Below are 23,453 nucleotides of genomic sequence, written 5' to 3' on the forward strand. Positions count from 1 at the left end.
GTCAGACCGCCAACTGTTCGCGGTTCAGCCGGGCGGCGCGGGCCATCGCTGCTGTTGCTGCCGCCGATGTTTGTTCCGTGGTGCGCAGTGCGGGGCGCGGGGCCAATTCCGGCCAGTTTCCGGTGATTGGTGCGGCGGGGGTACGGTCCGCCGTCGTGCTGGGGTGGCCTTGGTGCTCTGCATTCTTCAAGCCGACGACGACGGCGGGAGCCGCTTCCGGCGGCCGGTGCGGTGGTGTTGTGGGCGGCTGAGGGGCGGTTGCGTTTGGTGGGGTGGTTACGGCAGCCGGGGCTGCGCCCGGTGGGCTTGTTTCGATGGCCGTGGCTGGGGGTCCTGGGTGATGTGTTGCTTGCCCAGGGGCCGGCCGGGTTGTCGCGTTGGCTGAAGGCGTCCCGCGGAGTCTTAGGAGGTGGCGTGGTTGCGGGGCATCCGGGGATGCGGACTCCGAGGAGGGGATTGCCAGGGTTTCGACCGAATCCATGCTCGGGGACGTTCGCACGGAGGGAGAGGAGGCCGCCACCGGTTCCGGAGCGCGGACGGGAGGGGAGCTAGCGGCGTGAGCACTCTGGAGGCGTTTGCCCAGCGTCAGCCGGGGGAGGAAGGACGACTTTGGGGCGGTTGGGGCTTCGGAGACGGTCACGGCGTAGGCGGGAGAGGGAGCACCAGGCGCCGGACCGTCGTCTGGGATTGGATTTTCGCGGGTGTACCGCCGGGGCTCGGACTCAAGGACGCGGTCCTGGAGCGAGCCAGGACTCCTGGTTTCCCTGACGGTACTCGGGCGGTATGTGTCCGGATGTGAGCGAGCGTTGGGGCTGGAGGGGGGTATATCTGCAGGAGCGTTGGGGCTGGAAGGGGGTATATCTGCAGGAGCGTTGGGAGGGGACGGGACGAGGCCGGCGTCGAGCAATAACCGGACCCAATGCTCCGGTGCGCCGGACATGTCCAGTCTCCGTGCCGGCGTCGGGCCTTCCGTTCCAACACCGCGCTGCATTCCAACTACTCCAGCAGGCCGGCCACCACCTCGGGAGCCAGCCCTGGCGCCACGGTTCGGCTCCGGTTCCAGTCTCTCCGCGAGTTCCCGGAGCCGCCGCGCCACCGAACGACGCCACGGGTTCCGGGGCCACCTCCCATCAAGCCACGGGAGCGCGGGCATCGTCGAGCTCCAAGCGGTCGTACGCGATGCTGAGGGATTCGATGGCCAGGTCCTTGCCGAGGGCGTCCAACGGGGCTCCGAACCAGTCGCACGGCCAGGCGCCCAGCAAGTTCCAGCGACGGACCTCCACCGAGCCGGCGTCGTTGAGCATGGCGACGGAGACGTTGCGCCGCTCCACATGCCCATCGACGGCCTTGAACAGCCATTGGAGCATTTCCGTGGAGTCGGTGAGTCCGTAGCGGAGCGTTACCGGGGTGTACTCGACCTGGCCGGGGATGACGCGGACCGTGCTGTTCTCGCCACCGGAGCGGTACAAGATGCGGTCGATTTTCAGCCCGAGGCCTTCAACCTTGGTGAAATGCCCCTGGACCACGCCTTGGATGACGAGTTTGAAGTTGTAGGCGCGGTACGGGTCCACTACGTTCCCGGGTTGGGCAGCAGGTGCCGGGTTGCTTGGCTGCGTGCTCATTTCAGGCTCCTGCGCTCTCTGTCTCGCTGGTGTTGTCGGCCGATTGCATGAGCTTGAAGATCACGAATTCGGCGGGTTTGACGGGTGCGATGCCGATCAGGGTGACAACCTGCCCGGCATCGCGGACTTCGGGCGGGTTGGTTTCTTCGTCGCATTTCACAAAGAAGGCCTGTTGGGGAGTAGTACCCAACAGCGCCCCGTCCCGCCACACATTGGTCAGGAATGCGCCGATGTCGCGGCGGATGGACTTCCACAACGTGTGGTCGTTGGGTTCAAAGACCACCCAGCGCGTTCCGTCTGCCACTGATTCCTTGATCATGTTGGTCAGCCTGCGGACGTTGACGTACCGGTATTCGCTGGCCTCGGGCGCCTTGGTCCGGGCACCCCAGATGCGGATGCCCTCGCCTGGGAAATAGCGGATGCAGTTCACCCCCGCCGGGTTCAGCACTTCCTGTTCGCCGCGGCTGACCCGCCGGACCAGGTCCAGTGCCCCTTGGATCGGCTCGTTGGCGGGAGCCTTGTGGACACCGCGCGTCGCGTCGACGCGCGCCCAGACCCCTGCAACATGGCCCGACGGCGGTTGGGTCACCTTCTTGCCGGAGACTGGATCGATCATGACAATCCAGGGGAAGTACAGTGCGGTGTAGCCGCCGGGGGATTGGGGAGCGCCGATCGCGTCCTCGCCAGTTGCCCGCCCGGCGTTCGGCTTGTCGGTACCGGGCTTGGGGTCGTCAGACGTGTCCGCGTCGCCTTCGTCGCCCGCTTTCGCGCCGGCCGACTTAGGCGCGTCCGGCACACCGGAAGTGGCCGCCCGGGTGAGGGCTCCGACGTCGTCCACTTTCTCCGGAGTGTCCATGATTGCCATGCGGTCCTGCCGCAGGGGATGCTCCACGTGGGCCTGCAGCGCCGCGTACGCTTCGGCGTCGGCGTATCCGGGGGCGGCCACCATGGAGATGTCGTCGATCGCTTCGAACAGGGTCACGCCGCTGGGCTTTGCGGCGGTGCCGGTGAGGCTGCCACCGGTACCGATGTTGACCACGTAGCAGCGGCTGCCGCCGTTGGCGAAGAATCCGAAGACCGCGTTGGACAGGGGTGTCCCCTGCGTGGATTTGCCGACGTATTGGTCCACGAACTGGGTCCAGTTGTCCAGAACCCTTGCTTCATCCGGATACGCCAAAGGGTCCGGGGAAACTCCTACAAAACCGGCAATGCTGGTGCTGACCTGGCCGATCGAGCGTGCACCGCTGGGCACTTCCTGTACATACACTCCCGGCGCCTGGTAATTCGCCATGGTGTGCTCCCTTTCACTCCCACCGGATGATGACCGGCAGGCTGCTCGTGTCTGCTGAGACTTCACGTTCAGTGCCGCGGACAGCCACGACAAAGTGCTGGAGTTCGTCCGCCGAGGCCAGGACCTCGAAATGGCCGGTGGGATCGCTCACGACGGCGGTGACGGACGAATGCGGGCGGATATAGGCGTCGGGGATGCCTTTGTTGTGGACGTCGACAAGCCTTCCGTGGATCCGGCGCGCCACGCTGGTCGTGGCGACGAGGGGTTCAGTGACCGGCGGGCCGGAAGGCTCGTCGAGACGTATCCCCACAGGGACGCGGATCAGGAAACCGAGGCCTTGGCGGATGCCGGAATCGTATTCGTCCGGCTGGAATTCGCCGCTGGAGACCACCGAGTACTGGGTGTTTTGCTCGATGGCAACCAGGAGCTTCTCCATGTTGTCCAGTTGCGTGGGACCGTGGCATTCCACGGCTACTTTGAGTTCGAGGTCCAGAAGGGGGCCTTCCCGCCGGGAGCGGCCCACCCTGTTCATCGCGACGGTGTGGACAGTGACAGGTGCGTCGGTGGATTGGCCGGTAGGTGGTTCGGAGCCGTCATCGAAGCGGACACGCTCGGGCGAAATGGCGTCGGAAAGCACCCCGAGGAGCTCGGTCAACGATGATCGCACAACACCCACGGTGACACCCCAGTCCACGAAAGTGGCCAGCACAGCCGATGTGCACTACGTTACTCCCGCAGTGGCCTGCGAGTCACTGGGACCTCAGGAATAACTCCATTCGATGGTTCACGGTTTGGGGTGACGCCACCGCGGGCAGTTACGGTTGCCTCAACGACTCCCTGCATGAAGGTCACCACCGTTCGGAGTTCTTCCGGCGAAAGTGCGCCAATTACCGGGGCAATGGCGCCCGCCAGGGGAGAAAACAGTTCGCTGCCAGTGGCGCGCGCGGAATCGGTCATCTCCAGATGAACTTGGCGGCGGTCCTTTTCGCTGCGGCGACGCGCCAGATGACCTGCCCGGTCCAGCCGATCCACCAGTGCGGTTGTTGCCGGTGAGCTCAGGTTGAGCGCGGCTCCGAGCGCGCCAGGAGTCATGGTCTTGCCCTCGCGGGCGGCGGTCACCATGGCCGCCAATGCATTCAGGTCGGTGCGATGGAGGTGGTGGCGGCTACTGACGGCCTCCACGTAGCGCTCAGTTTCGACTGTGAACTGCTGGAGGAGCCCGAGGAGTGCCGCTGCGGACGGAACGTACTGATTGTCATCCATGAGGCCTCCTTCAGCCTCAAATTATCCCACTGGGGTATCATTGACCAATTATCTCCATGATAGATATATTTCATCATGGAAGTAACTGAGAGGGGTGTGGGGTCTGTGGGCAAAAGGCTAGGAACCGGTAACCGCGGCAGTTCGCGGTGGTGGGTGGCGGCTGCCGTCCTTTCACTGATCGCGTGGATGGTGGTCGGCGGATTCGGCGGGCCTACCTTCGGAAAGCTCAGCGAGGTGTCCAGTAATGACCAAGCTTCCTTCCTTCCGGCCAGCGCTGAATCCACCGAAGCCCGGGAATGGCAGAACAAGTTCACTTCCGCCAGCAGCATTCCAGCAGTGGTGCTTATCGAGTCGCCGGAGAAGCTCTCGCCCGCCCAATTGGCTGGGCTGGGGTCCCTTGGCACCCAACTGGCTGCCGTCGATGGGGTCAGCCACTCGGCGTCGCTAGTCGGACCGATTCCGTCCGCGGACGGCAGGGCGGCGCAATTCCTTGTCCCAATGGAGCAAGGGAACGGGGTCAAGGGGAGCATCCAATCGCTTCGCGCAAAGGCCACCGGCTATCTAGACGATGCCGGGCTTCCCGCGGGGACTGCCGCATATGTGACCGGGCCGGCGGGTTTCCTTGCTGATTTGGTCAACGCCTTTGGCGGTATCGACGGGATTCTTCTTTTCGCGGCCTTGGGTGCGGTCCTGGTGATCCTGCTGGCCGTCTACCGATCCGTGGTGCTGCCCTTTGCTGTGTTGCTTACCTCAGTCTTCGCACTTTGCGGCTCCATTTTGGTGATCTTTGCCTTGGCGAAGGCGGGCGCAGTCCAATTGACAGGGCAGAGCCAGGGCATCCTGTCCATCTTGGTGGTCGGCTCTGCCACCGACTATGCCCTCCTCTTTGTGGCCCGCTACCGCGAAGCTTTGGGCCATATGTCGAACAAATGGTCAGCGCTCGGACGTGCCTACAAGGGCAGCTTTGAGGCCATCCTGGCATCCGGGACCACGGTCGCCTTGGCGTTGCTTTGCCTGCTCTTCTCCGAATTGAACTCAAACCGCGGCCTCGGACCTATCGGCGCAATCGGGATCGGCTTTTCGATGTTGGCCAGCCTGACGCTCCTTCCTGCCACCCTTGGCTTGCTCGGCAGGACCGCATTTTGGCCACGCACCCCGAGGAAAGCCCCAGCCAACTCCGACATTCCCCGGGTCTGGAGGCTTCTGGCAAGCATCATAGCCAAGCGGCCCAGGACCGTTTGGCTGGGCGCCGCCGCCGTCTTGGTGGTCTGCGCCTCCGGGCTGTTGCAGCTCCAAGCCAGCGGGGTTCCGCAGTCCGCGCTCATCTTGAGCAAATCGGAGGCAGTGGACGGCCAGGCGGCACTGGGCCGGCACTATCCCGCCGGCGCAGGAAGCCCGGTGGTCATTGTTGCCGACCAGAAGGCTGCAACCGCGGTACTTGCGGACGTCAAAGCCCAGGGAGGCATCTCCGATGCGGCCATGGTTGTCGCTCAAACCGGCTCCGGCGGCCGTCCGCTGGCGGAACCTCCGGCGGAGGCCGCGCCTTTGGTACGGGACGGGCGGGTGCTGATCAATGCCACCCTGTCCGCCGAGGCAGATTCGGCGAAGTCTGAACAGACCGTCGCCACGCTCCGGCAGAAGCTGCATGACAAGGCGCCCGGGACGTTGGTGGGAGGAACTACGGCCACCGCTGCGGACACCAACGCCAGCGCGCAGGCCGATCTTTGGCGAATTATCCCGATCGTTTTGGCCGTTATCCTGTTGGTGCTCATGGCACTGCTGCGGGCCGTCCTGGCGCCGCTATTGCTGATCGGCACCGTAGTGCTGTCCTATGCGGCAGCGTTGGGTGTCTCAGCTTGGGTGTTCAATCATGTGTTTGGATTCCCCGGAGCGGATGCCTCGGTTCCGCTTTTCGGTTTTGTATTCCTCGTGGCCCTCGGCGTTGATTACAACATCTTCCTCATGACCCGCGTCCGGGAAGAATCGCTGGGGGCGGGAACCCGGGCCGGTATCTTGAAAGGGCTCGGGGCCACCGGCGGGGTGATCACCTCGGCCGGCGTTGTTCTTGCCGCAACCTTTGCGGCCCTCGGTGTCATACCGATTCTCTTCCTCGCACAAATCTCCTTCATTGTGGCGTTCGGCGTCCTGCTCGACACCACTATCGTGAGATCGCTCCTGGTCCCCGCCCTGTCCTACGACATAGGTGGGCGGATTTGGTGGCCGGGACGTTTGGGCCGGGCTCGTGCGATGGCGAAACATCATCGGGTAAGCGCAACTTCCTGATCCCGCCACCAGGCCACGGTTGCCGACATGGCGTCCGCAAGCGGCGTCGGCTCGAGCCCGAGCTTGGCCTGGCTTGCCCTGGAGTCCATGACGAACGGCCGCTCGAACTGGTACAGCATCTCGGCCGGCTCGCGCATTTCCGTGGAAAACAAGCCAAGGGTCCGGAGCAACCAACCCGGGACCACACTTAGCTTCGGTTCCGGAACACCGGCCGAGCGTGCGAAGTTTCCCGCGATTTCCCGCATTGTCATGGCGGGGCCTGTCGGGGCGTGCAGCACTGAGTTCCAGAGTTCGGGCTTTTGCGCGGCGGCGATCATGGCTGCGGCAAGGTCCGGGACGTAGGTGAAGGCATGGGGCTGATCGGCGTTTCCAAGGACCTGGACCGTTTTGCCTTTGAGGACCAGCGGAACCATGCGCTCGCCGGCATGCGCCAGGCGGGCCCGTGGCCCGAAGAAATCGCCTGCCACCACGCTGACCGTGTTGGCCAGGTGGGCTTGCCGTGCCTTCAAAAGCGCCGTCCGGATTCCGCGCTTACCGCCAGCCGCCTCACGCGGGCTGCCCTCGGTGATGGTCTTGTCCGGCTCGCTGTACGAGTAGAGACTTTCCGGGAAGACGACGACGGCGCCTGCCGCCGCTGCGGCGTCCATCACCACTTTCTCCGCTCCAGGAAGTTCGGCCGCCCAGGCTTTGGCCCGGTAGGCAGAGCCGTGGATGCAGTGGAAGACGGCCGTGGCGCCGTCGAAGGCGTGCGCCAACTTGGCCGGGTCCGAGACGTCCACTCGGAGCTTCTCGATCAGCGGGTGGTCCGGGCCGCTGCCGGATCGCGTCAGGACGCGAACCTGCGCTCCGTGCTCCGCGAGTTGCTCGGCAATGTTCCATCCGACGGGGCCTGCTCCAGTGACGACGTACATGGTGGTGCTCGCTTTCTGATGGGATTGGATTGGAGAGCAGTGCTCTCTGAATTCAGAATGCGCCCTTCCCGTTTGCATGTCAAGAGCACTGCTCACATTTGTTGTCAGTGCTCTCATTTGTGGCATGCTGGATGCATGAACCCCGCTCCCGCCGCAGCAGCCAAGCAATCGACACCCCGCGAGCGCGCCCGGGCCCGGACCGTGGCGGACATCATCCGGCTGGGCCGCCAGCACCTTGCTCTCCATGGGGCCGCGGGTCTGTCCCTGAGGGCTGTGGCACGGGATCTCGGCGTGGTTTCCTCTGCCGTGTACCGGTATGTCGAGAGCCGCGACGAACTTCTGACCCTTCTCCTGATTGACGCTTACGGCGAGTTGGGCGACGAGGTGGATGCCGCCGTCGAAGCCCTCCCCGACGATGACTACCGCGGAAGGTTCCTGGCGCTCGGGCGGGCCGTTCGCCAGTGGGCCCTGCGCGAACCCGCCAGTTATGCCCTGCTGTTCGGCAGCCCGGTGCCCGGATACCAGGCACCGGCCGAGCGCACAACCGAACCCGGAACGCGCGTGATTTACCGGATGGTGGGAATCTTCGACGCCGCCCACCGCGCAGGTGTGCTGGCCGCCGATGTGGCGCCCGCCGTCGTCGTTCCTCCTGCTCTTGCCGCAGACCTCCAGGCCATCCGGGCCGAACTGGGCCTCGCCGTTCCCGAGCCGGCCGTGGCCCGGGGTGTGCTGGTGTGGACGTCGGTCTTCGGCGCGGTCAGCTTCGAGGTGTTCGGCCAATACGGGGCGGACACGTTCGCGGCCCGGGACGAACTGTTTGATCACCAGCTGGAGGTCCTGCTTGGGATCGTGGGGTTGTAGCCGCCGACGGTAGAGTATCTAGATGGCTCGCGGACTTGTTGACATCGGCGCGGAGGGCGTTTTGCTCGCCGGGGCGGGCCGCGCCATCTTGATGCAGATCGCCGATCCGGCGGTCGGTCACGGCGTCGCGGAGCACAGCAATTTCGCCGAGCGGCCACTGGACAGGCTCCGCGCCACCATGACGTACGTCTATGCCGTGGTCTATGGCACTGAGGAGCAATTGGCTGCGGTGCGCCGGGCCGTGAACCGTGCGCACGCTCCGGTTCGGCGAGCGGCGGACGATTCCACCAAGGGGTACAACGCCTTCGACGCGCAATCCCAGTTGTGGGTGGTGGCGACCCTCTACGACACCGCGGTCACCGTGTACGAAAGAGTCCATGGAACGCTCGACGACGACACCGCCGATCGTATCTATCGCGAGTACGCGCAGATTGGGACAGCCCTCCAGCTGCCCCCCGAACTCTGGCCCGAGGACCGCTCGGCCTTCGCCAGGTACTGGCAAGAATCGTTGGGGAAGCTGGAACCGGACGCGGCGGCTTTGAGGGTTGCCCGCGAACTCCTGTATCCCGTGAGTGGGCCGCTCTTGTTGCGCCTGAGCATGCCGTTGGCCCGTTTGCTCACGGCGGGCCTGCTGCCCGAGCAGCTTCGGGAGGGGTTCGGGCTGCCTTGGAATACGTGGTATCGGCGCAGTTTTGATGGCGCCATGCGTCTCTTGGCCATGGCCTATCCCAGGCTGCCGGAGAAGGTCAGGCATTGGCCGAAGAACTTCTATCTTGGCCAACTCGGCCCGGCCGGGAGTCGCACGGGCCCGGTGAGGGCGGGCCAGCAGCACTCCGATGCGTGAACTCACCGCGGTAGAGGAACTTATCGATGGGAGTGCAAGCCGCTTCCTGGGGCGCGCTCCCGCCCGGGGCCTTCGGACCAAGCTCACGGAGTTCACCGTGTTCGGGCTCAAGCAAGCATGGGCTTGCATCTTTGGCGCTTCGCTCCTCGCCGTCATCTTCGGGGCGCACCTTTGGTACCCGGCCGACGCTGGCCTGGCCCGGAACGATTTCCTGACGATCGCTGCCGTGGTCATCCAGATACTCATGGTCGCCACGAAGCTTGAGACTCTCCGTGAGCTGAGAGTGATCGTGCTCTTCCACCTGGTGGGGACGGTCATGGAACTGTTCAAGACCGACGTCGGCTCGTGGTCCTATGAGGCCGAGGGCGTCCTTCGGGTCGGCGCTGTTCCGCTCTTCAGCGGCTTCATGTACGCCGCCGTCGGCTCGTACATGGTGCGCGTCTACCGCGTTTTTGACCTGCGCTTCTCCAGATACCCGAGGCGCTGGATCACTGCGATCCTGGCCGCAGCCATCTACGTGAACTTCTTTTCGCACCACTACATCGTTGATGCCCGCTGGGTCCTGCTGGCCGCCGTCGTCGTGATCTATGGCCGGTGCGTCATGTACTTCCGGGTGTTCCGACGCCGGTTCCGGATGCCGCTGATCGTGGCCTTCTTGCTGGTGGCGCTCTTCATCTGGATTGCCGAAAATATCGCAACGTGGTCGCATGCCTGGCTGTATCCGAGCCAGTTGGATGGCTGGCACTTGGTGTCCCCGGACAAGCTTGTCTCGTGGTTCCTCCTGATGATCATCTCCGTGGTGCTGGTGGCATGGGTCTACGAGCCGACGCCGCCTGACGCCTGACGGAACACCCGCCGTCGACATCGCCGGAACGCTGCGGAGTCGCCGGGACGCCCACGCGAACCGGCACCGTTCCCGCGAGTTCGACGTCGGCCCTTCCGGGGTTGAGCGTAGTTGACTCAACTTTGGATTGACTTTGAGCCGGGCCTGAGTACAGTTGAGTGCAGAACGCTCAACTAGCCGAATGTTGAGTGCTCCCCGGCTCCAAACCCTCCATGGGTAGCGAAATCGGGTGAATTCTCGATCGTCGGCCATTGAAAGGAAGCAACATATGTCACGCGCTGTAGGTATCGACCTCGGAACCACTAACTCCGTCGTCTCTGTTCTCGAAGGTGGCGAGCCCACCGTCATTGCCAACGCCGAGGGTGGCCGCACCACGCCGTCGGTCGTTGCATTCTCCAAGTCCGGTGAAGTCCTGGTTGGCGAAATCGCCAAGCGCCAGGCCGTCAACAACATCGACCGGACCATCGCCTCCGTCAAGCGCCACATGGGCACCGACTGGAGCGTTGCCATTGACGACAAGAAGTACACGCCGCAGGAAATCTCCGCGCGTATCCTCATGAAGCTGAAGAACGACGCCGAGAGCTACCTCGGCGAAAAGGTCACCGACGCTGTCATCACCGTCCCGGCCTACTTCAACGACGCCGAGCGCCAGGCCACCAAGGAAGCCGGCGAAATCGCTGGCCTCAACGTCCTGCGCATCGTCAACGAGCCCACCGCGGCTGCACTTGCCTACGGCCTGGACAAGGGCAAGGAAGACGAGCTCATCCTGGTCTTCGACCTCGGCGGCGGAACGTTCGACGTTTCCCTGCTTGAAGTCGGCAAGGACGAAGACGGCTTCTCCACCATCCAGGTCCGCGCCACTGCCGGAGACAACCGCCTCGGCGGCGACGACTGGGACCAGCGCGTTGTTGACTACCTACTGAACCAGCTCAAGGTCAAGGGCATCGACCTCTCCAAGGACAAGATCGCCCTGCAGCGTCTGCGCGAGGCTTCGGAGCAGGCCAAGAAGGAACTCTCTTCCTCCACCAGCACCAACGTCTCCCTCCAGTACCTCTCCGTCACCCCCGACGGCCCGGTCCACCTGGACGAACAGCTGACCCGCGCCAAGTTTCAGGACCTCACCAAGGACCTGCTGGAGCGCACCAAGAAGCCGTTCCACGACGTCATCGCCGAGACCGGCATCAAGCTCTCCGAGATCGACCACATCGTGCTGGTGGGCGGTTCCACCCGCATGCCCGCCGTCTACGACCTCGTCAAGGAACTCGCCGGCGGCAAGGAGCCCAACAAGGGCGTCAACCCGGACGAAGTTGTTGCCGTTGGCGCAGCACTGCAGGCCGGTGTGCTGAAGGGCGAGCGCAAGGACGTCCTCCTGATCGACGTCACTCCGCTGTCCCTCGGTATCGAAACCAAGGGTGGCGTCATGACGCACCTGATCGAGCGCAACACGGCCATCCCCACCAAGCGTTCCGAGACCTTCACCACCGCTGACGACAACCAGCCGTCCGTGGCCATCCAGGTCTTCCAGGGCGAGCGTGAATTCACCCGCGACAACAAGCCGCTGGGCACGTTCGAACTGACTGGCATCGCTCCCGCACCGCGTGGCGTCCCGCAGGTCGAGGTCACCTTCGACATCGACGCCAACGGCATTGTCCACGTCTCCGCCAAGGACAAGGGCACCGGCAAGGAGCAGTCGATGACCATCACCGGCGGCACCGCGCTGTCCAAGGAAGACATCGACCGCATGGTCCGTGAAGCCGAGGAGCACGCAGCCGAGGACAAGGCACGCCGCGAGGCTACGGACACCCGCAACACTGCCGAGCAGCTCGCCTACTCCGTGGACAAGCTCATCGCCGAAAACGACGACAAGCTGCCCGAAGAGGTCAAGACCGAGGTCAAGGCCGACGTCGACGCTCTCAAGAAGGCCCTCGAAGGTACCGACGACGCCGCAGTGAAAACCGCTTTCGAGAAGCTGCAGCACTCGCAGTCGAAGCTCGGCGAAGCGATCTACTCGCACGCCGGTTCCCCGGATGGTGCAAGCAGCGCTGCCGGTGCTGAGGGCGCCCACGCCGGTGCCAAGCCGGGTTCTGCCTCTGGCGATGAGGACATCGTCGACGCCGAGATCATCGACGAAGACGAAAAGAAGAAGTAACCATGCCCCACCACGGCAACGAAGCAGAGCACTCACCTTCCAACAACGAGGGTAAGCACGACGAGCGTGAAGGAGCCGGTCAGCAGAAGCCAATTATTCGGGACAACCGCAAGGTTGACCCGGAGACCGGGGCCGCCCGCCACCCCCAAGGATCGGCAGCAGATTCCAACGCCGCTGCCGCTGAGGGTGACGCCCTGTCCCAGGCTGAGGAAATCCTCAACGGCATCGAGGTGCCGGCTGAAGAGTCGGTAGCCCCCGGTGCCGCTGCAGAAGCAGAGGCCGCGGAACTCCGCAACGACCTCCTGCGCCTGCAGGCCGAGTACGTCAACTACCGCAAGCGCGTGGAACGTGACCGAGCCGTCGCAGGGGAAATGGCCGTCATCGGCGTCTTGAACTCCCTGCTGCCGGTGCTCGACGACGTCGACGCCGCCCGCCAGCACGGCGACCTCGTGGACGGCCCGTTCGCCTCGATCGCCGCCAAGCTGGAGAACGCGCTGAAAACGTACGGCCTGGAGCGCATCGCGGAAACTGGCGTCGATTTCGACCCCACGATCCACGAAGCCCTCATCCAGCAGCCGGGCGAGGACATCGAAGTGGACACCGTCAGCCAAGTGCTGCGCTCCGGCTACCGCTCCGGCGACCGAGTGCTTCGTGCGGCTCAAGTGATCGTGGCTGTGCCGGCGTAGTCACCGCGCCTTCGCGGATGAGGGGGCCCGCCCCGGGCCCCCTCATCCGCTACGGCTCAGCGGTAATCTCGCCGTAACGCTTTTGTTGATTTGAAAGGAAACGCCCTTGGCCAGCCAGGACTGGGTTGAGAAGGATTTTTACGCCATCCTTGGTGTCGCCAAGGACGCCTCTGACGCTGACATCAAGAAGGCGTACCGCAAACTTGCGCGGAAGTACCATCCGGATACCAATTCCGGGGATGTTGCTGCGGAGAAGAAGTTCAAGGACATCTCGGAGGCCTATTCGGTGCTTTCGGATGCCGAGGAACGTCAGCAGTACGATGCCATTCGTGCCATGGGCGGGGCACGCTTTGCGCCCGGTGCGGGACGCGGTGGGCCGGCCAATGGCGGCTTCGAGGACCTGTTCGGCGGACTTTTCGGCGGCGGCGCACGTCAGCCTGCCGGTGCCGGTGGCATCCCTCCCGAGTTCGCTGACCTGTTCGGCGGCGGTTTCGGCGGAGGGCAGACCGGTTTCCAGCGTGCCCCCCAGAAGGGCAGCGACCGCACGGCGTCCACCTCGATTTCCTTTGCCGGCTCCATCCACGGCACCACGGTGAGCCTGCGCGAAAGCAACGGCAACGTCATTGAGGTCAAGATTCCCGCGGGCATCAGGGACGGCCAGAAAGTCCGTCAACGGGGCAAGGGCAATCCGGGTGCGGCAGGTAATGGGGACCTCATCATCACGGTGAACGTCAAGCCCCACGATTTCTTCATTCGCGACGGCGACAACATCCGCATCCACGTGCCGGTCACCTTCGCGGAGGCCGCTTTGGGTTCCAACATCCACGTGCCAACGCTCGACGGCGACAGTGTCACCGTCCGCGTCCCGGCCGGGACGCCTTCCGGGCGCACCCTCCGGGTCAAGGGCCGAGGCGTCAAAACGACAAAGGGCACCGGCGACCTGCTGGTGACAATCGACGTCGCCGTCCCTCGGAACCTTAATAAAGAAGCCGAGGAGGCCGTCAAGGCATTCGCCGCGGCTACCGCCGACGCCGATCCGCGCCACGACTTGGCCGCCAAGGCCCGCTTGTAGCGTCAGCGACACACCGGAGGGACGTAGTCATGGGCATCGACATCAACCAGCCGATCTTCGTCATCTCCGTCGCGGCCGAACTGGCTGACATGCACCCGCAGACCCTGCGTCAGTACGACCGGCTCGGCATCGTGTCGCCGAGCCGTGCACCGGGCAAGTCCCGGCGCTACTCCCAGCGGGATATCGACCGCTTGCGTGAAGTCCAGCGGCTCTCCCACGAAGGCGTATCCCTCGAGGGCATCAAACGCATCCTCGATCTCGAAAACCAAGTGGCCGCGCTGCAATACCGCGTGGCCGAGTTGAGCGAGGAATTGCAGCGCCGGCGGGGCCCGCTGGAGGCCCGTATTTTCGCGGCAGGAGCAGCGGGCGACGTCGTCAGCCTGGCCCGCGGGCAGCGCCCCCGGGCGCGGTCGCAGGCAGTTGTGGTTTGGCGACCGCGTCCGGGGGAGTAGCCCTCTAGGCCTGCGACAGCGACGCCAGTAGCACGGGGTTGCTTTGCTTGGCCCAAGTGCCCCTCAGCGCAGCAGAATCTTCCGAACCCGGCGTCCCCAGATCCAGGACACGGTTCACCAGCAGTGTGAGCTCACCAGCGTCGATGCTTGTGATGGTGTCCTCGGTGATCGGGGCTGCCGGGCTCAGCGCGGGGACTTCGCTACCGGACGTTCCACTGCCCTTGACCTTGACAGAACCCGTGAGTGGTTCCAGAGCGCCGTCCACCTCCACGAACTGTTCGGCTTCCTGTTGTCCAGTGAGGATGACGGTGGCCAGCGCAGCGACGTAGACGGGATCGGCACAGGCGTCGTACACCCACCTCTGGCCCAACACGGAGTGTTCCATGGTGCCGAGCAGCGAGTCCTCCGCGCCGGGCAATTCCGAACCCCGGTAGGTCAACGGAACCTGATAGACCCTGCCGCCGTGGGAGACCAGATGGGTCTCGAGGCCGACTTCGCCGTCCGGATCATCGAAGCGGTAGGCGCCAAGGAGCTCGGGCGGGGCGGAGCCATCCTTGGTGAACCACGTCTGGGCGGGCAGGTACTTTTCGATGAGCTCCAATTTGCTTGGTCGCAGGGTCGCTCTGTGGATGATAGCCATGCCGTCCAGCCTAGTTGGCCAGTGCGGGCGCGGAGACTGAGCTCGGGGTCCAGCGCAGGTGCGTGTTGTCGGCGTCGGACTCGGGCTCTTTCAAGAGCGAAAGCCTGGGCCTCACGGCATCCGTGCGGGAGCTCGGCGGTTTGCGTCGGCCCGCACGGAACTGCGGCACCCATTGGGCTCCTGGGCCCTGGTATTCCTGCTCGGCCGCGGCGTGGAGCGTCCATTGGGGGTTGTACAGGTGCGTCCGGCCAAGCGCCACGAGGTCTGCCCGTCCCGCAAGGAGGATGGAATTGACGTCGTCGTAGCTGGAGATGGCGCCGACAGCGATGACGGCTGCTCCGGCCGGTGCGGCAACTTCCTGCCGGATCCTGTCGGCGAAAGGCGTCTGGTAGCTGCGGCCGAAAGCCGGTTGTTCCTCCTTGGCGACCTGACCGGTGGAGACGTCGATGCCCGCTGCGCCGTGGGCCACGAATGCCCGCGCGATCTCGAGTGAGTCATCCGAGTCGTTGCCGCCCTCGATCCAGTCCGTCGCGGAGATGCGTACAGTCACTGGCTTGCTGGCAGGCCAAGCCGCGCGGACGGCGTCGAACACTTCCAGGGGGAACCGCAGGCGGTTCTCCAGGCTGCCACCGTACTCGTCTGTGCGGCGGTTGGACACCGGCGAGAGGAACGAGGAAAGCAGGTAGCCGTGCGCAGCATGGAGCTCCAGAAGGTCGAAACCTGCCTCATCCGCTCGACGGGCAGCATCCACGAATTGCGCCGTGATGGCGGCCATGCCTGCACGGTCGAGTTCCGCGGGCGTCTGGTTGTCCGGACCGTAAGGCAGCGCCGACGGTCCGACGACGTCCCAGTTGCCTGATGCGAGCGGCTCGTCAATGCCTTCCCACATCAGCCGCGTGGAGCCCTTGCGGCCCGAGTGTCCAAGTTGCGCGCCGATCTTCGCCGTTGAGTTGGCATGGACGAAGTCCACGATTTCCTTCCAACTGTCGCGTTGGCCGTCCGTGTACAGGCCGGTGCACCCGGGGGTGATCCGCCCGGTCCCGGAAACACACACCATTTCGGTCATGACCAGTCCGGCGCCGCCAAGTGCCTTCGAACCGAGGTGGACTTTGTGGAAGTCGCCCGGGACGCCATCCACTGCGGAGTACATGTCCATGGGGGAGACCACAATGCGGTTCTTCAGCTCCAGTCCGCCGATCCGGAACGGCTGGAACATGGCCGGGGCGGTCTCTGCCAGTCCTTGGGATTGGGCGAAATTGCGGTCTACGGAGTCGGCGAATTCCGGGTCGCGCAGGCGCAGGTTCTCCTGGGTGATGCGGCGGCTCCGCGTGAGGAGGTTGAAGGCGAACTGCGTGGGGTCCTGCTCCTTGTATTGGGCGATCCGCTCGAACCATTCCAGTGAAGCCTGGGCAGCGCGTTGGGTGGAGGCCACAACCGGACGCCGCTCGGTTTCGTAGGCGGACAACGCAGATTCCACATCCGGGTGCTCGTGCAGGCACGCGGCGAGTGCCAGGGAGTCCTCCATGGCCAGTTTGGTTCCGGAGCCTATGGAGAAGTGTGCGGTGTGGGCAGCGTCGCCGAGCAGCACCACGTTGCCGTGGCGCCAGCTTTGATTGCGCACGGTGGTGAAGTTGAGCCACTTGGAGTTGTTGGAAAGGACTTCGTAGCCGTCGAGTTCCTCGGCGAAGATGGAACGGATCTTGCTGATCGCTTTCTCGTCGGACACGCCTGGCGGGAAGACCTCGGTTGTGGTCTCGTCGAACCCGGCAGCGCGCCACACGTCCTCGTGCATTTCGACAATGAACGTGGATCCTTCGTCGGAGTACGGGTAGCCATGGATCTGCATGACCCCCCATTCGGTCTCCTTGACGAAGAACTTGAAAGCCTCGAAAACCTGGTCCGTGCCCAGCCACATGAACTTGTTGGGCCGCAGGTCCAGGCTTGGAATGAAGGAGTCCGCGTAGTTGGCGCGGATCTGGGAGTTGATGCCGTCCGCGGCGAGGACCAGGTCATAGCCGGCCTCGAGTTCCTCAACGGGCGGCGCAACGGTCTGGAAACGCAGGTCGACGCCGAGCTCGGCGCACCGGCGTTGAAGCAGTTCCAGCAGTTCCTTGCGGCTCATGGCCGCAAAGCCCTGGCCGCCCACCGTCACCGTTTCCCCGCCGAAGTGGACGTCGATGTCGGACCAGCGTGCGAAGCGCCGGCTCATGTACTCGGCCACGACGGGGTCGGCGTTGCCGATCCCACCGAGCGTCTCATCGGAAAATACGACGCCGAAACCGAAAGTGTCGCTGGCGGCGTTGCGTTCCCAGAGGGTGATCTTGTGGGACGGGTCGAGTTGCTTCATCAGTGCCGCGAAGTACAGGCCGCCGGGCCCGCCTCCTACGATTGCGATTTTCATGCTTTTTGCTCCTTCTCAGGCCTGGCCCAGGCCTGCGCCGGCAAGCTGTTCGGGGTCGTTGTTGATGCGGTCGCGCAGCTTGAAATGCTGCAGCTTGCCGCTGGGGTTGCGGGGGAGTTCGTCGACGAACCGGATGTCCCGCGGGTACTTGTAGGGGGCGATCGTCCGTTTGACGAAGTCCTGGATTTCCTTGCGCTTCGCGTCATCGCCCCTGACGCCTTCGCGCAGGACGATGAACGCGCAGACCACGCTGCCGCGTGCCTCGTCGGGCCGGCCGATGACGGCGTTCTCCACCACATCCGGGTGCAGGTCGATGGCGGTTTCCACCTCGGGGGCACCGATGTTGTAGCCGGAGGAGACGATCATGTTGTCCGACCGAGCCTGATAGGTGAAGTACCCGTCCTCGTCTTTCGTGAAGGTGTCGCCGGTGACGTTCCAGCCGTTGACCACGTAGTTCGATTGCCGTGGGTCATCCAGGTAGCGGCATCCGGTGGGGCCGATGACGGCGAGCCGGCCGATCTGCCCGGGTCCTAGTTCCAGGCCCTCGTCGTCGAGGATGGCCGCCCTGTACCCGGGAACGGCCCGGCCGGTGGTGCCGGGCCGGATGTCGTCCCCGGATGCGGAAATGAACACGTGCAACAGTTCGGTGGCTCCGATGCCGTTGACGAGCCGGAGGCCCGTGGCCTCCCGGACTGCCTCCCACGTTTCCTTGGGCAGGTGTTCGCCCGCCGAGACCGCCACACGGAGCCCGCGGAGCAACGATCCAAGACCCTCCTTGAGGATGGCGCGGTAGGCGGTGGGTGCGGTGAACAGGATGGTGGCCCCGGCAGCGGCAGCACTCTCGGCAAGTTCCACGGGGGTGGCCCGTTCGGTCAGTAATGAGGATGCGCCGAACCGCAGCGGGAAGACCACCAGCCCGCCGAGGCCGAACGTGAAGGCGAGGGGCGGTGAACCGGCGAACACGTCGTCGGCGGTTGGCTGCAGAATATGGCGGGCGAACGTGTCGGCGTTCGCGAGGATGTCCCGATGGAAATGCATGGTGATCTTGGGCGTGCCCGTGGTGCCCGACGTCGGGCCGAGCAGCGCGACGTCGTCGGCCGAGGTGGGCACGGCCGTGAACTCGCCGCTCTTGGCGGCGGCGCGGGACGTGAGGTCGCCGGCGTCGTCGGATCCGTAGGAGAGGACAACGGTGTCCTCTCCTGCGGCCGCGAGCAGTTCGTCCATGAACCGGTGGTCGGAGATAGCCACGGTGGGACGCGTGAGGCTGATAAGCGTGCCGACCTCGCTGGAACGCAGCATCGGCATGGTGGTGACAACGACGGCCCCGGCTTTGAGCACGCCAAGCCAGGCCGCGACAATCCAGGGATTGTTCGGCCCGCGCAACATGACGCGGTTCCCGGGCACCACTTCGAAGTCCTCCGTGAGGACCTGGGCGACCTGGTTGGCGCGCTGCTGCAGTTCACCGTAAGTCCAGACCGCGCCGTCGGGGGTTCGCAGCGCGGCCCGCTCGGCACCATGGTTTGCGACGGCGTCGTCAATGAGTACCGCTGCTGCGTTGAGCGTCGCCGGGTACTGGAGTTCCGGCAGGGTGAATTCGAGGGTCGGCCACGTGCCGGCCGGTGGCAGATGGTCGCGGGTGAAGGTGTCCACGTGGGCTGATCTCAACATTGTCATGGCCACTCCTTTCAGTAACAGAACGGATAAGTCGAAAGTGTTCAGGAGCCGGCGCGGATCATGCCTTCTTGGGCCACCGTTGCCAGCAGGCGTCCTTGCCTGTCGAAGAAGCGGCCCGTGGCAAGCCCTCTGTTGCTTTGCCCGGACACGGCCTCCTGGGCATACAAAACCCAGTCGTCGGCGCGGCCGTCCCGGTGGAACCACATGGAATGGTCCAGGCTGGCCGTAGCCAGTCCGTGGCTGGACCAGTGGAGCCCATTCACCCGGAGCAGCGGCTCAAGGATGGTGTAGTCGCAGACGTAGGCCAATGCCGCCCGGTGCAGATCGGCGATGGCATGTTCGTCACCAGGGTCGGGAAGTTGCTCGAAAGCTTTCACCCAGATGGCCTGGTGCGGCACGGATTCGCCCTCCACCTGCAGATATACCGGCCCGGGAATGTGTCGCATATCGAAGCTGCGCTTCGAGGACCAGTACTCGGCAGCGGGCCCCTCGACGCCCTGCAGCACCTCGGCGGCGCTGCGGAGGGATTCGGGTTCGACGGCGGATGGCGCCTCGGGCTGGAAGTCCGGGCCGTCTTCGGGTACCTGGAAGGAGCCCATCGCCGCGTAGACGGTCTTGCCGTTCTGGTATCCACGGACGCTGCGGGTCGAGTATCCACGGCCGTCGCGGAGGCGTTCAACCTCGTAGCGGACCGTGGCCCCGATCTCCACGGGGCGCATGAAGTAGCTGTGCATGGAATGCAGCGAACGGTCGCCGTCGACCGAGCGCATCATCGCCGCCGCGGCCTGGGCCACCATGTCTCCACCGTAGGCTTTGGGCCACGGAACGTACTGCGAGGTGGCTTCGTAGGCTTCGTCGTGGATCTGGGCCGGGACGGCCGTCAGCTCGATGGCTTTTAGGAACGTCTCCGAGGTCAGGATTCCAGTGGACATGTCCATCAGGCCCTGCGGAACCCGGCGAGGGTCTCGTCCGCAACGTCCTCGAGGTTGATCACCAGGTTCTCCGGGGTGCGCGCGGTCAGCCACACGAGTTCTTCGTTGACCGACATGTTCGCCTCGACGTGCGGCATGAACGGCGGGACGAACACCCAATCGCCGGTCTTCATGTCCAGGAACTCGGAGTAGTTTTCGCCGAAGTAGATGCGACCGTGGCCGCGGAGCACGTAGCCGCCGGTTTCCGCTTCGCCGTGGTGGTGCGGCAGGGAGCGGTAGCCGGGAACGTTGGAGACCTGACCAAACCAGATCTTGGTGGCCGGCGTGTGCTGGATGCTGACGCCCGAGACGCGGACGCAGTCGCCGGACTGGGCCGTGTTGGCGTCCTCTTCGCCAGCGCGCGTGACGACGGGAATCACTTTGCCGTCCGGCTGGGCGTAGATGGAGTTGTCGCCTTCGAGGCGGTAATCGGTAGCGGTTGGGTTCATGATGCTCACTCCTTTGAAGTGGTTGGTATTGGTCTTAGGCGTTGGCGGGGACGGGTACGTGGATCCGGAACTCGTTTTCGAGCCTTCCGATCCCGTCGATTTCGGTGGTGAGGACGTCGCCGTCGTTCAGGAAACGTGGCGGTGTCATGCCCATCCCCACGCCCCCGGGCGTACCAGTCAGGACAAGGTCTCCCGGACGCAGGACGGTGAACTGGGAAATGTAGGAGAGCAGTCGCGCGGGGCCGAACACCAAGGTGCTGGTGTTCCCGGACTGCACCGGCTCGCCGTTGACATAACCGCGGACCTCGAAATCGCCGTCGACCTCGTCCGCGGTCACCATGACCGGCCCCACTGGGGTGGTTCCGTCGAATGCCTTGCCTTGGAACCACTGGAGGGTCCGGTTCTGCCAATCGCGCATGGAAATGTCGTTGGCCACCGTGTACCCCGCGATGGCCTTCCGCGCTTCGTCTTCGTCTGCGCGGAACAGCTCGGAGCCGACGACGACGGCCAGCTCGGCTTCCCAGTCGACCTTCGCGCTGCCGTGGACATGGATGGTGTCAGCCGGGCCGGTGAGGGTGTCCGCATACTTCGCGAAAAGCGTGGGGTATTGAGGCAACTCGCGGCCCATCTCCTGGATGTGGTCTCCGTAGTTCAGCCCGCAGCAAATGACCTTCCCGGCCCGGGGAAGCAGAGGTGCCAGCTCGCTAGCAGGTGCAGAAACGGCTTCCGCTCCGGAGGCTGAAACGAGGGCAGCTTCCACGAGCGCGCGCCAGTCCCCGACTGCAAGGAGGGCTCCGACGTCGTTGGCCGGCAGTGGAACATAAGTGTTCCCGCCCGTGGCAAGTGCCGCCGTCGTGCCCCCGTCGGCTGTCCGCAAGGTAGCCAGCTTCATGGTTTATGTCCCTTCGTTTCCCAGCAATTCCTACATTCTCTCTGCATTCATTCTTATGTGTCGACTTTTTTACGATCGTCACATATGCTCAATGTAGCACGGCGGGGAATGATCTGCATACGGCTTTTCGAACATGCCGCAGCCGCCATCACGAGGAGGAACAACATGAGCCACAAGACCGTCAATCCCGGGTCGCTCCCGAAGCCGTCAGGCTTTGCCCACGGAATGCTCGCCGGAAACACCTTGTTCCTCGGCGGGCAGACGGCCCTGGACAAGGACATGAACATCGTTCCCGGCGGGATCGTAGAACAGTTCACGCAGGCTTTTTCCAATGTGCTGACCACCCTGCGCGAGGCCGGCGGACTACCCGAGGATCTGGTCAGTGTGACCATCTACCTCACCGACGTGGACGACTACATGGCCAACGGCCGCGAGATCGGACGAATCTGGCGTGAAATGGCCGGATCCGAGTATCCCGCCATGGCTGGAATCGGCGTCACGCGGCTTTGGCAGAAGGAAGCCCTCATCGAGATCCAAGGCATCGCCGTCATTCCGGAGCGCTAGCCACGAGGCGCAACATTCAAGAAAGTTTCGAGCAAAGGAGACAACGATGTCACAAAGCTTCGACCTGATTAAGAACCGCGAGCGCGGACTCAAACGCGAACTCACCAGTCCCCAGCTGACTATGATCGCACTGGGCGGCGCGATCGGCACCGGGCTCTTCCTCGGAAGCAAGTTCGCAATTTCCTTCGCCGGGCCCAGCGTCTTGCTGAGCTATGCAATCGGTGGCCTGATCGCCGTGATGCTGATGGGCGCGCTGGCTGAGATGACCGTGGCGCATTCGACCACGGGATCCTTCGGGGCCTTCGCCGAGCATTACATTTCGCCCCTCGCGGGATTCCTGGTGAAGTACCTCTACTGGTCCTGCGTCGTGCTGGCCGTAGGCACTGAGGTCCTCGCGATCGGGGACTACATGAAACTGTGGTTCCCTGGGGTTCCCCCGCTGGTTTGGATCCTGTTGTTTGCCGGGGTTCTCATCGCCGTCAACATGTTCAACGTCAAGGCCTTCGGCACCCTTGAGTACTGGTTCTCCAGCATCAAGGTGTTCGCCATCCTGGGATTCATCCTGCTTGCCGCCATTCTGGTCTTCGGACAGCGGGAGTCCGGCTACGGCTTCCACAACTACACTGCCGAGGGCGGGTTCTTCCCCAACGGGGTGTCCGGCATGTGGGTGGCCGTGATCGTCGCGATCTTCAGCTACCTCTCGGTGGAGATGATCGCGATTGCCGCGGGTGAAGCGAAGGATCCGGGAACGGCGGTCAAGAAGGCATTCAAGGTCACGGTATTCCGTCTCTTTCTCTTCTACATCCTGACCCTGGCCCTGATCCTGGCCATTGCGCCCGTCAGCCAGATCCTCGCCGGAAACAGCCCCTTCGTCACCGTCATGCAGGTCATCGGCATTCCGTTCGCAGACTCTGTCATCAACGTCGTGGTGATTGTGGCTGCTCTTTCAGCGATGAATTCGCAGCTCTACATCTCCACCCGCATGATGTTCAGCCTGTCCCGGGCAGGGCAGGCGCCCGCCGTGTTCGGACGGCTCCACAAGAACGGATCCCCGGTCAACGCGCTGATTCTCTGCACAGGTGGAATCGCGGTCGCGGCATGCGTCTACGCCATGAACCCGGAGTCCGGCTTCACCTTCATGATGGCGTTGTCGATGTTCGGGGCCATGGCCACGTGGCTCATGATCTTCGTAACCCACTTGGCATTCCGACGCTCAGCGAAGCGCGAGGGAACGGTGCTGTCATACAAGCTGCGGTTCTACCCGGCGGCGTCCTGGGGTGGAGCCATCCTCATGGTTGCCATCATGGTGACGACGCTCTTCGTCGAGGCCTTCCGGATGACATTGATGTTCGGGGTCCCGTTCGCCATTTGCATCGTCGTCCTCTACTTCGTCTTGAAGAGGGGCCGCCAAGGCGCCCCTTCGGGAACTGCAGAGTCCGACGCCGCCGGTTCCGCAAGCGGCGACAAAGGCACCGCCGCCGGGTCCGCCGTCGTCGGGTCCGGCTCTGACGACGACCGGAACCTGAATGAGGCAGCGCACTCCTAGGGTGTGGGCGCGCTCTCCTAGGTGTGGGGAGGACCGGC

The 23,453-nt window shown here is 64.2% G+C and carries 22 protein-coding genes; 10 read left to right on the plus strand and 12 right to left on the minus strand.

Annotation, left to right across the window (positions count from 1 at the left end; genetic code table 11):
• Position 1 precedes the first annotated feature (1 nt).
• From OOZ51_RS11825 to OOZ51_RS11845, 5 genes are all read right to left on the minus strand, one after another.
• On the minus strand, positions 2-481 hold the full coding sequence (locus tag OOZ51_RS11825; protein WP_265979787.1) for a hypothetical protein: 480 nt from the start codon (positions 479-481) through the stop codon (positions 2-4).
• A 649-nt stretch (positions 482-1,130) separates the two neighbouring features.
• The gene (locus OOZ51_RS11830; protein ID WP_265979789.1) at positions 1,131-1,622 is read right to left on the minus strand and encodes a phage tail protein; all 492 of its coding nucleotides are present in this window, start codon (positions 1,620-1,622) and stop codon (positions 1,131-1,133) included.
• A gap of 1 nt (position 1,623) precedes the next feature.
• A complete protein-coding gene (locus OOZ51_RS11835; protein ID WP_265979790.1) occupies positions 1,624-2,913 on the minus strand; it encodes a phage tail sheath family protein in 1,290 nt (429 codons plus the stop codon).
• 13 nt (positions 2,914-2,926) lie between these two features.
• A complete protein-coding gene (locus tag OOZ51_RS11840) occupies positions 2,927-3,622 on the minus strand; it encodes a hypothetical protein (RefSeq protein ID WP_265979793.1) in 696 nt (231 codons plus the stop codon).
• A gap of 17 nt (positions 3,623-3,639) precedes the next feature.
• A complete protein-coding gene (locus OOZ51_RS11845) occupies positions 3,640-4,176 on the minus strand; it encodes a MarR family winged helix-turn-helix transcriptional regulator (RefSeq protein WP_265979794.1) in 537 nt (178 codons plus the stop codon).
• Positions 4,177-4,251: 75 nt separating this feature from the next.
• Between OOZ51_RS11845 and OOZ51_RS11850 the strand changes: the two genes are divergently transcribed.
• The gene (locus tag OOZ51_RS11850; protein ID WP_265979796.1) at positions 4,252-6,459 is read left to right on the plus strand and encodes an MMPL family transporter; all 2,208 of its coding nucleotides are present in this window, start codon (positions 4,252-4,254) and stop codon (positions 6,457-6,459) included.
• Here OOZ51_RS11850 and OOZ51_RS11855 read toward each other — a convergent pair.
• Positions 6,435-7,370, minus strand: coding sequence for an NAD-dependent epimerase/dehydratase family protein (locus OOZ51_RS11855; protein ID WP_265979797.1), 936 nt, complete (start codon positions 7,368-7,370; stop codon positions 6,435-6,437). The two genes, OOZ51_RS11850 and OOZ51_RS11855, sit on opposite strands and share 25 nt — an antisense overlap.
• Positions 7,371-7,505: 135 nt before the next feature.
• Here OOZ51_RS11855 and OOZ51_RS11860 point away from each other — a divergent pair, with 135 nt between their 5' ends.
• The 7 genes from OOZ51_RS11860 to OOZ51_RS11890 all read left to right on the plus strand — a co-directional run bounded on the left by OOZ51_RS11860 (position 7,506) and on the right by OOZ51_RS11890 (position 14,278).
• Positions 7,506-8,231, plus strand: coding sequence for a TetR/AcrR family transcriptional regulator (locus tag OOZ51_RS11860; protein WP_265979798.1), 726 nt, complete (start codon positions 7,506-7,508; stop codon positions 8,229-8,231).
• Between the two features lie 22 nt (positions 8,232-8,253).
• On the plus strand, positions 8,254-9,075 hold the full coding sequence (locus OOZ51_RS11865; RefSeq protein ID WP_265979799.1) for an oxygenase MpaB family protein: 822 nt from the start codon (positions 8,254-8,256) through the stop codon (positions 9,073-9,075).
• Positions 9,068-9,919: a DUF817 domain-containing protein gene (locus tag OOZ51_RS11870; RefSeq protein ID WP_265979800.1), complete on the plus strand. Its 852-nt coding sequence runs from the start codon at positions 9,068-9,070 to the stop codon at positions 9,917-9,919. The genes OOZ51_RS11865 and OOZ51_RS11870 overlap by 8 nt, the downstream gene beginning before the upstream one ends.
• Positions 9,920-10,187: 268 nt before the next feature.
• On the plus strand, positions 10,188-12,068 hold the full coding sequence (dnaK, locus tag OOZ51_RS11875) for a molecular chaperone DnaK (RefSeq protein ID WP_265979801.1): 1,881 nt from the start codon (positions 10,188-10,190) through the stop codon (positions 12,066-12,068).
• Between the two features lie 2 nt (positions 12,069-12,070).
• Positions 12,071-12,754 (plus strand): nucleotide exchange factor GrpE, encoded by a 684-nt coding sequence (locus tag OOZ51_RS11880; protein ID WP_265979802.1) that lies wholly within the window; start codon positions 12,071-12,073, stop codon positions 12,752-12,754.
• 106 nt (positions 12,755-12,860) lie between these two features.
• Complete coding sequence (locus tag OOZ51_RS11885) at positions 12,861-13,826, plus strand: DnaJ C-terminal domain-containing protein (RefSeq protein ID WP_265979803.1); 966 nt, start codon at positions 12,861-12,863, stop codon at positions 13,824-13,826.
• A gap of 29 nt (positions 13,827-13,855) precedes the next feature.
• Complete coding sequence (locus OOZ51_RS11890) at positions 13,856-14,278, plus strand: heat shock protein transcriptional repressor HspR (protein WP_265979804.1); 423 nt, start codon at positions 13,856-13,858, stop codon at positions 14,276-14,278.
• A 4-nt stretch (positions 14,279-14,282) separates the two neighbouring features.
• On the opposite strand, the gene OOZ51_RS11895 is transcribed toward OOZ51_RS11890, so the two are convergent.
• The 6 genes from OOZ51_RS11895 to OOZ51_RS11920 are packed head-to-tail and all read right to left on the minus strand — an operon-like array spanning position 14,283 to position 21,305.
• Positions 14,283-14,918: a CG0192-related protein gene (locus tag OOZ51_RS11895; RefSeq protein WP_265979806.1), complete on the minus strand. Its 636-nt coding sequence runs from the start codon at positions 14,916-14,918 to the stop codon at positions 14,283-14,285.
• A 10-nt stretch (positions 14,919-14,928) separates the two neighbouring features.
• On the minus strand, positions 14,929-17,319 hold the full coding sequence (locus tag OOZ51_RS11900) for a bifunctional salicylyl-CoA 5-hydroxylase/oxidoreductase (protein WP_265979807.1): 2,391 nt from the start codon (positions 17,317-17,319) through the stop codon (positions 14,929-14,931).
• Between the two features lie 15 nt (positions 17,320-17,334).
• On the minus strand, positions 17,335-18,993 hold the full coding sequence (locus OOZ51_RS11905; protein ID WP_265979808.1) for an AMP-binding protein: 1,659 nt from the start codon (positions 18,991-18,993) through the stop codon (positions 17,335-17,337).
• 41 nt (positions 18,994-19,034) lie between these two features.
• Positions 19,035-19,925: an acyl-CoA thioesterase gene (locus OOZ51_RS11910; RefSeq protein ID WP_265979809.1), complete on the minus strand. Its 891-nt coding sequence runs from the start codon at positions 19,923-19,925 to the stop codon at positions 19,035-19,037.
• A gap of 5 nt (positions 19,926-19,930) precedes the next feature.
• Positions 19,931-20,413, minus strand: coding sequence for a cupin domain-containing protein (locus OOZ51_RS11915; RefSeq protein ID WP_265979810.1), 483 nt, complete (start codon positions 20,411-20,413; stop codon positions 19,931-19,933).
• Positions 20,414-20,447: 34 nt separating this feature from the next.
• Positions 20,448-21,305 (minus strand): fumarylacetoacetate hydrolase family protein, encoded by an 858-nt coding sequence (locus tag OOZ51_RS11920; RefSeq protein ID WP_265979811.1) that lies wholly within the window; start codon positions 21,303-21,305, stop codon positions 20,448-20,450.
• 165 nt (positions 21,306-21,470) lie between these two features.
• Between OOZ51_RS11920 and OOZ51_RS11925 the strand changes: the two genes are divergently transcribed.
• Both OOZ51_RS11925 and OOZ51_RS11930 read left to right on the plus strand, forming a co-directional pair.
• The gene (locus tag OOZ51_RS11925) at positions 21,471-21,869 is read left to right on the plus strand and encodes a RidA family protein (RefSeq protein WP_236813204.1); all 399 of its coding nucleotides are present in this window, start codon (positions 21,471-21,473) and stop codon (positions 21,867-21,869) included.
• A gap of 46 nt (positions 21,870-21,915) precedes the next feature.
• Positions 21,916-23,415, plus strand: coding sequence for an amino acid permease (locus tag OOZ51_RS11930; RefSeq protein WP_265979812.1), 1,500 nt, complete (start codon positions 21,916-21,918; stop codon positions 23,413-23,415).
• The last annotated feature ends 38 nt before the right edge of the window (positions 23,416-23,453 follow it).

This window comes from Arthrobacter rhizophilus, from assembly GCF_026241105.1.
Lineage (GTDB): Bacteria > Actinomycetota > Actinomycetes > Actinomycetales > Micrococcaceae > Arthrobacter.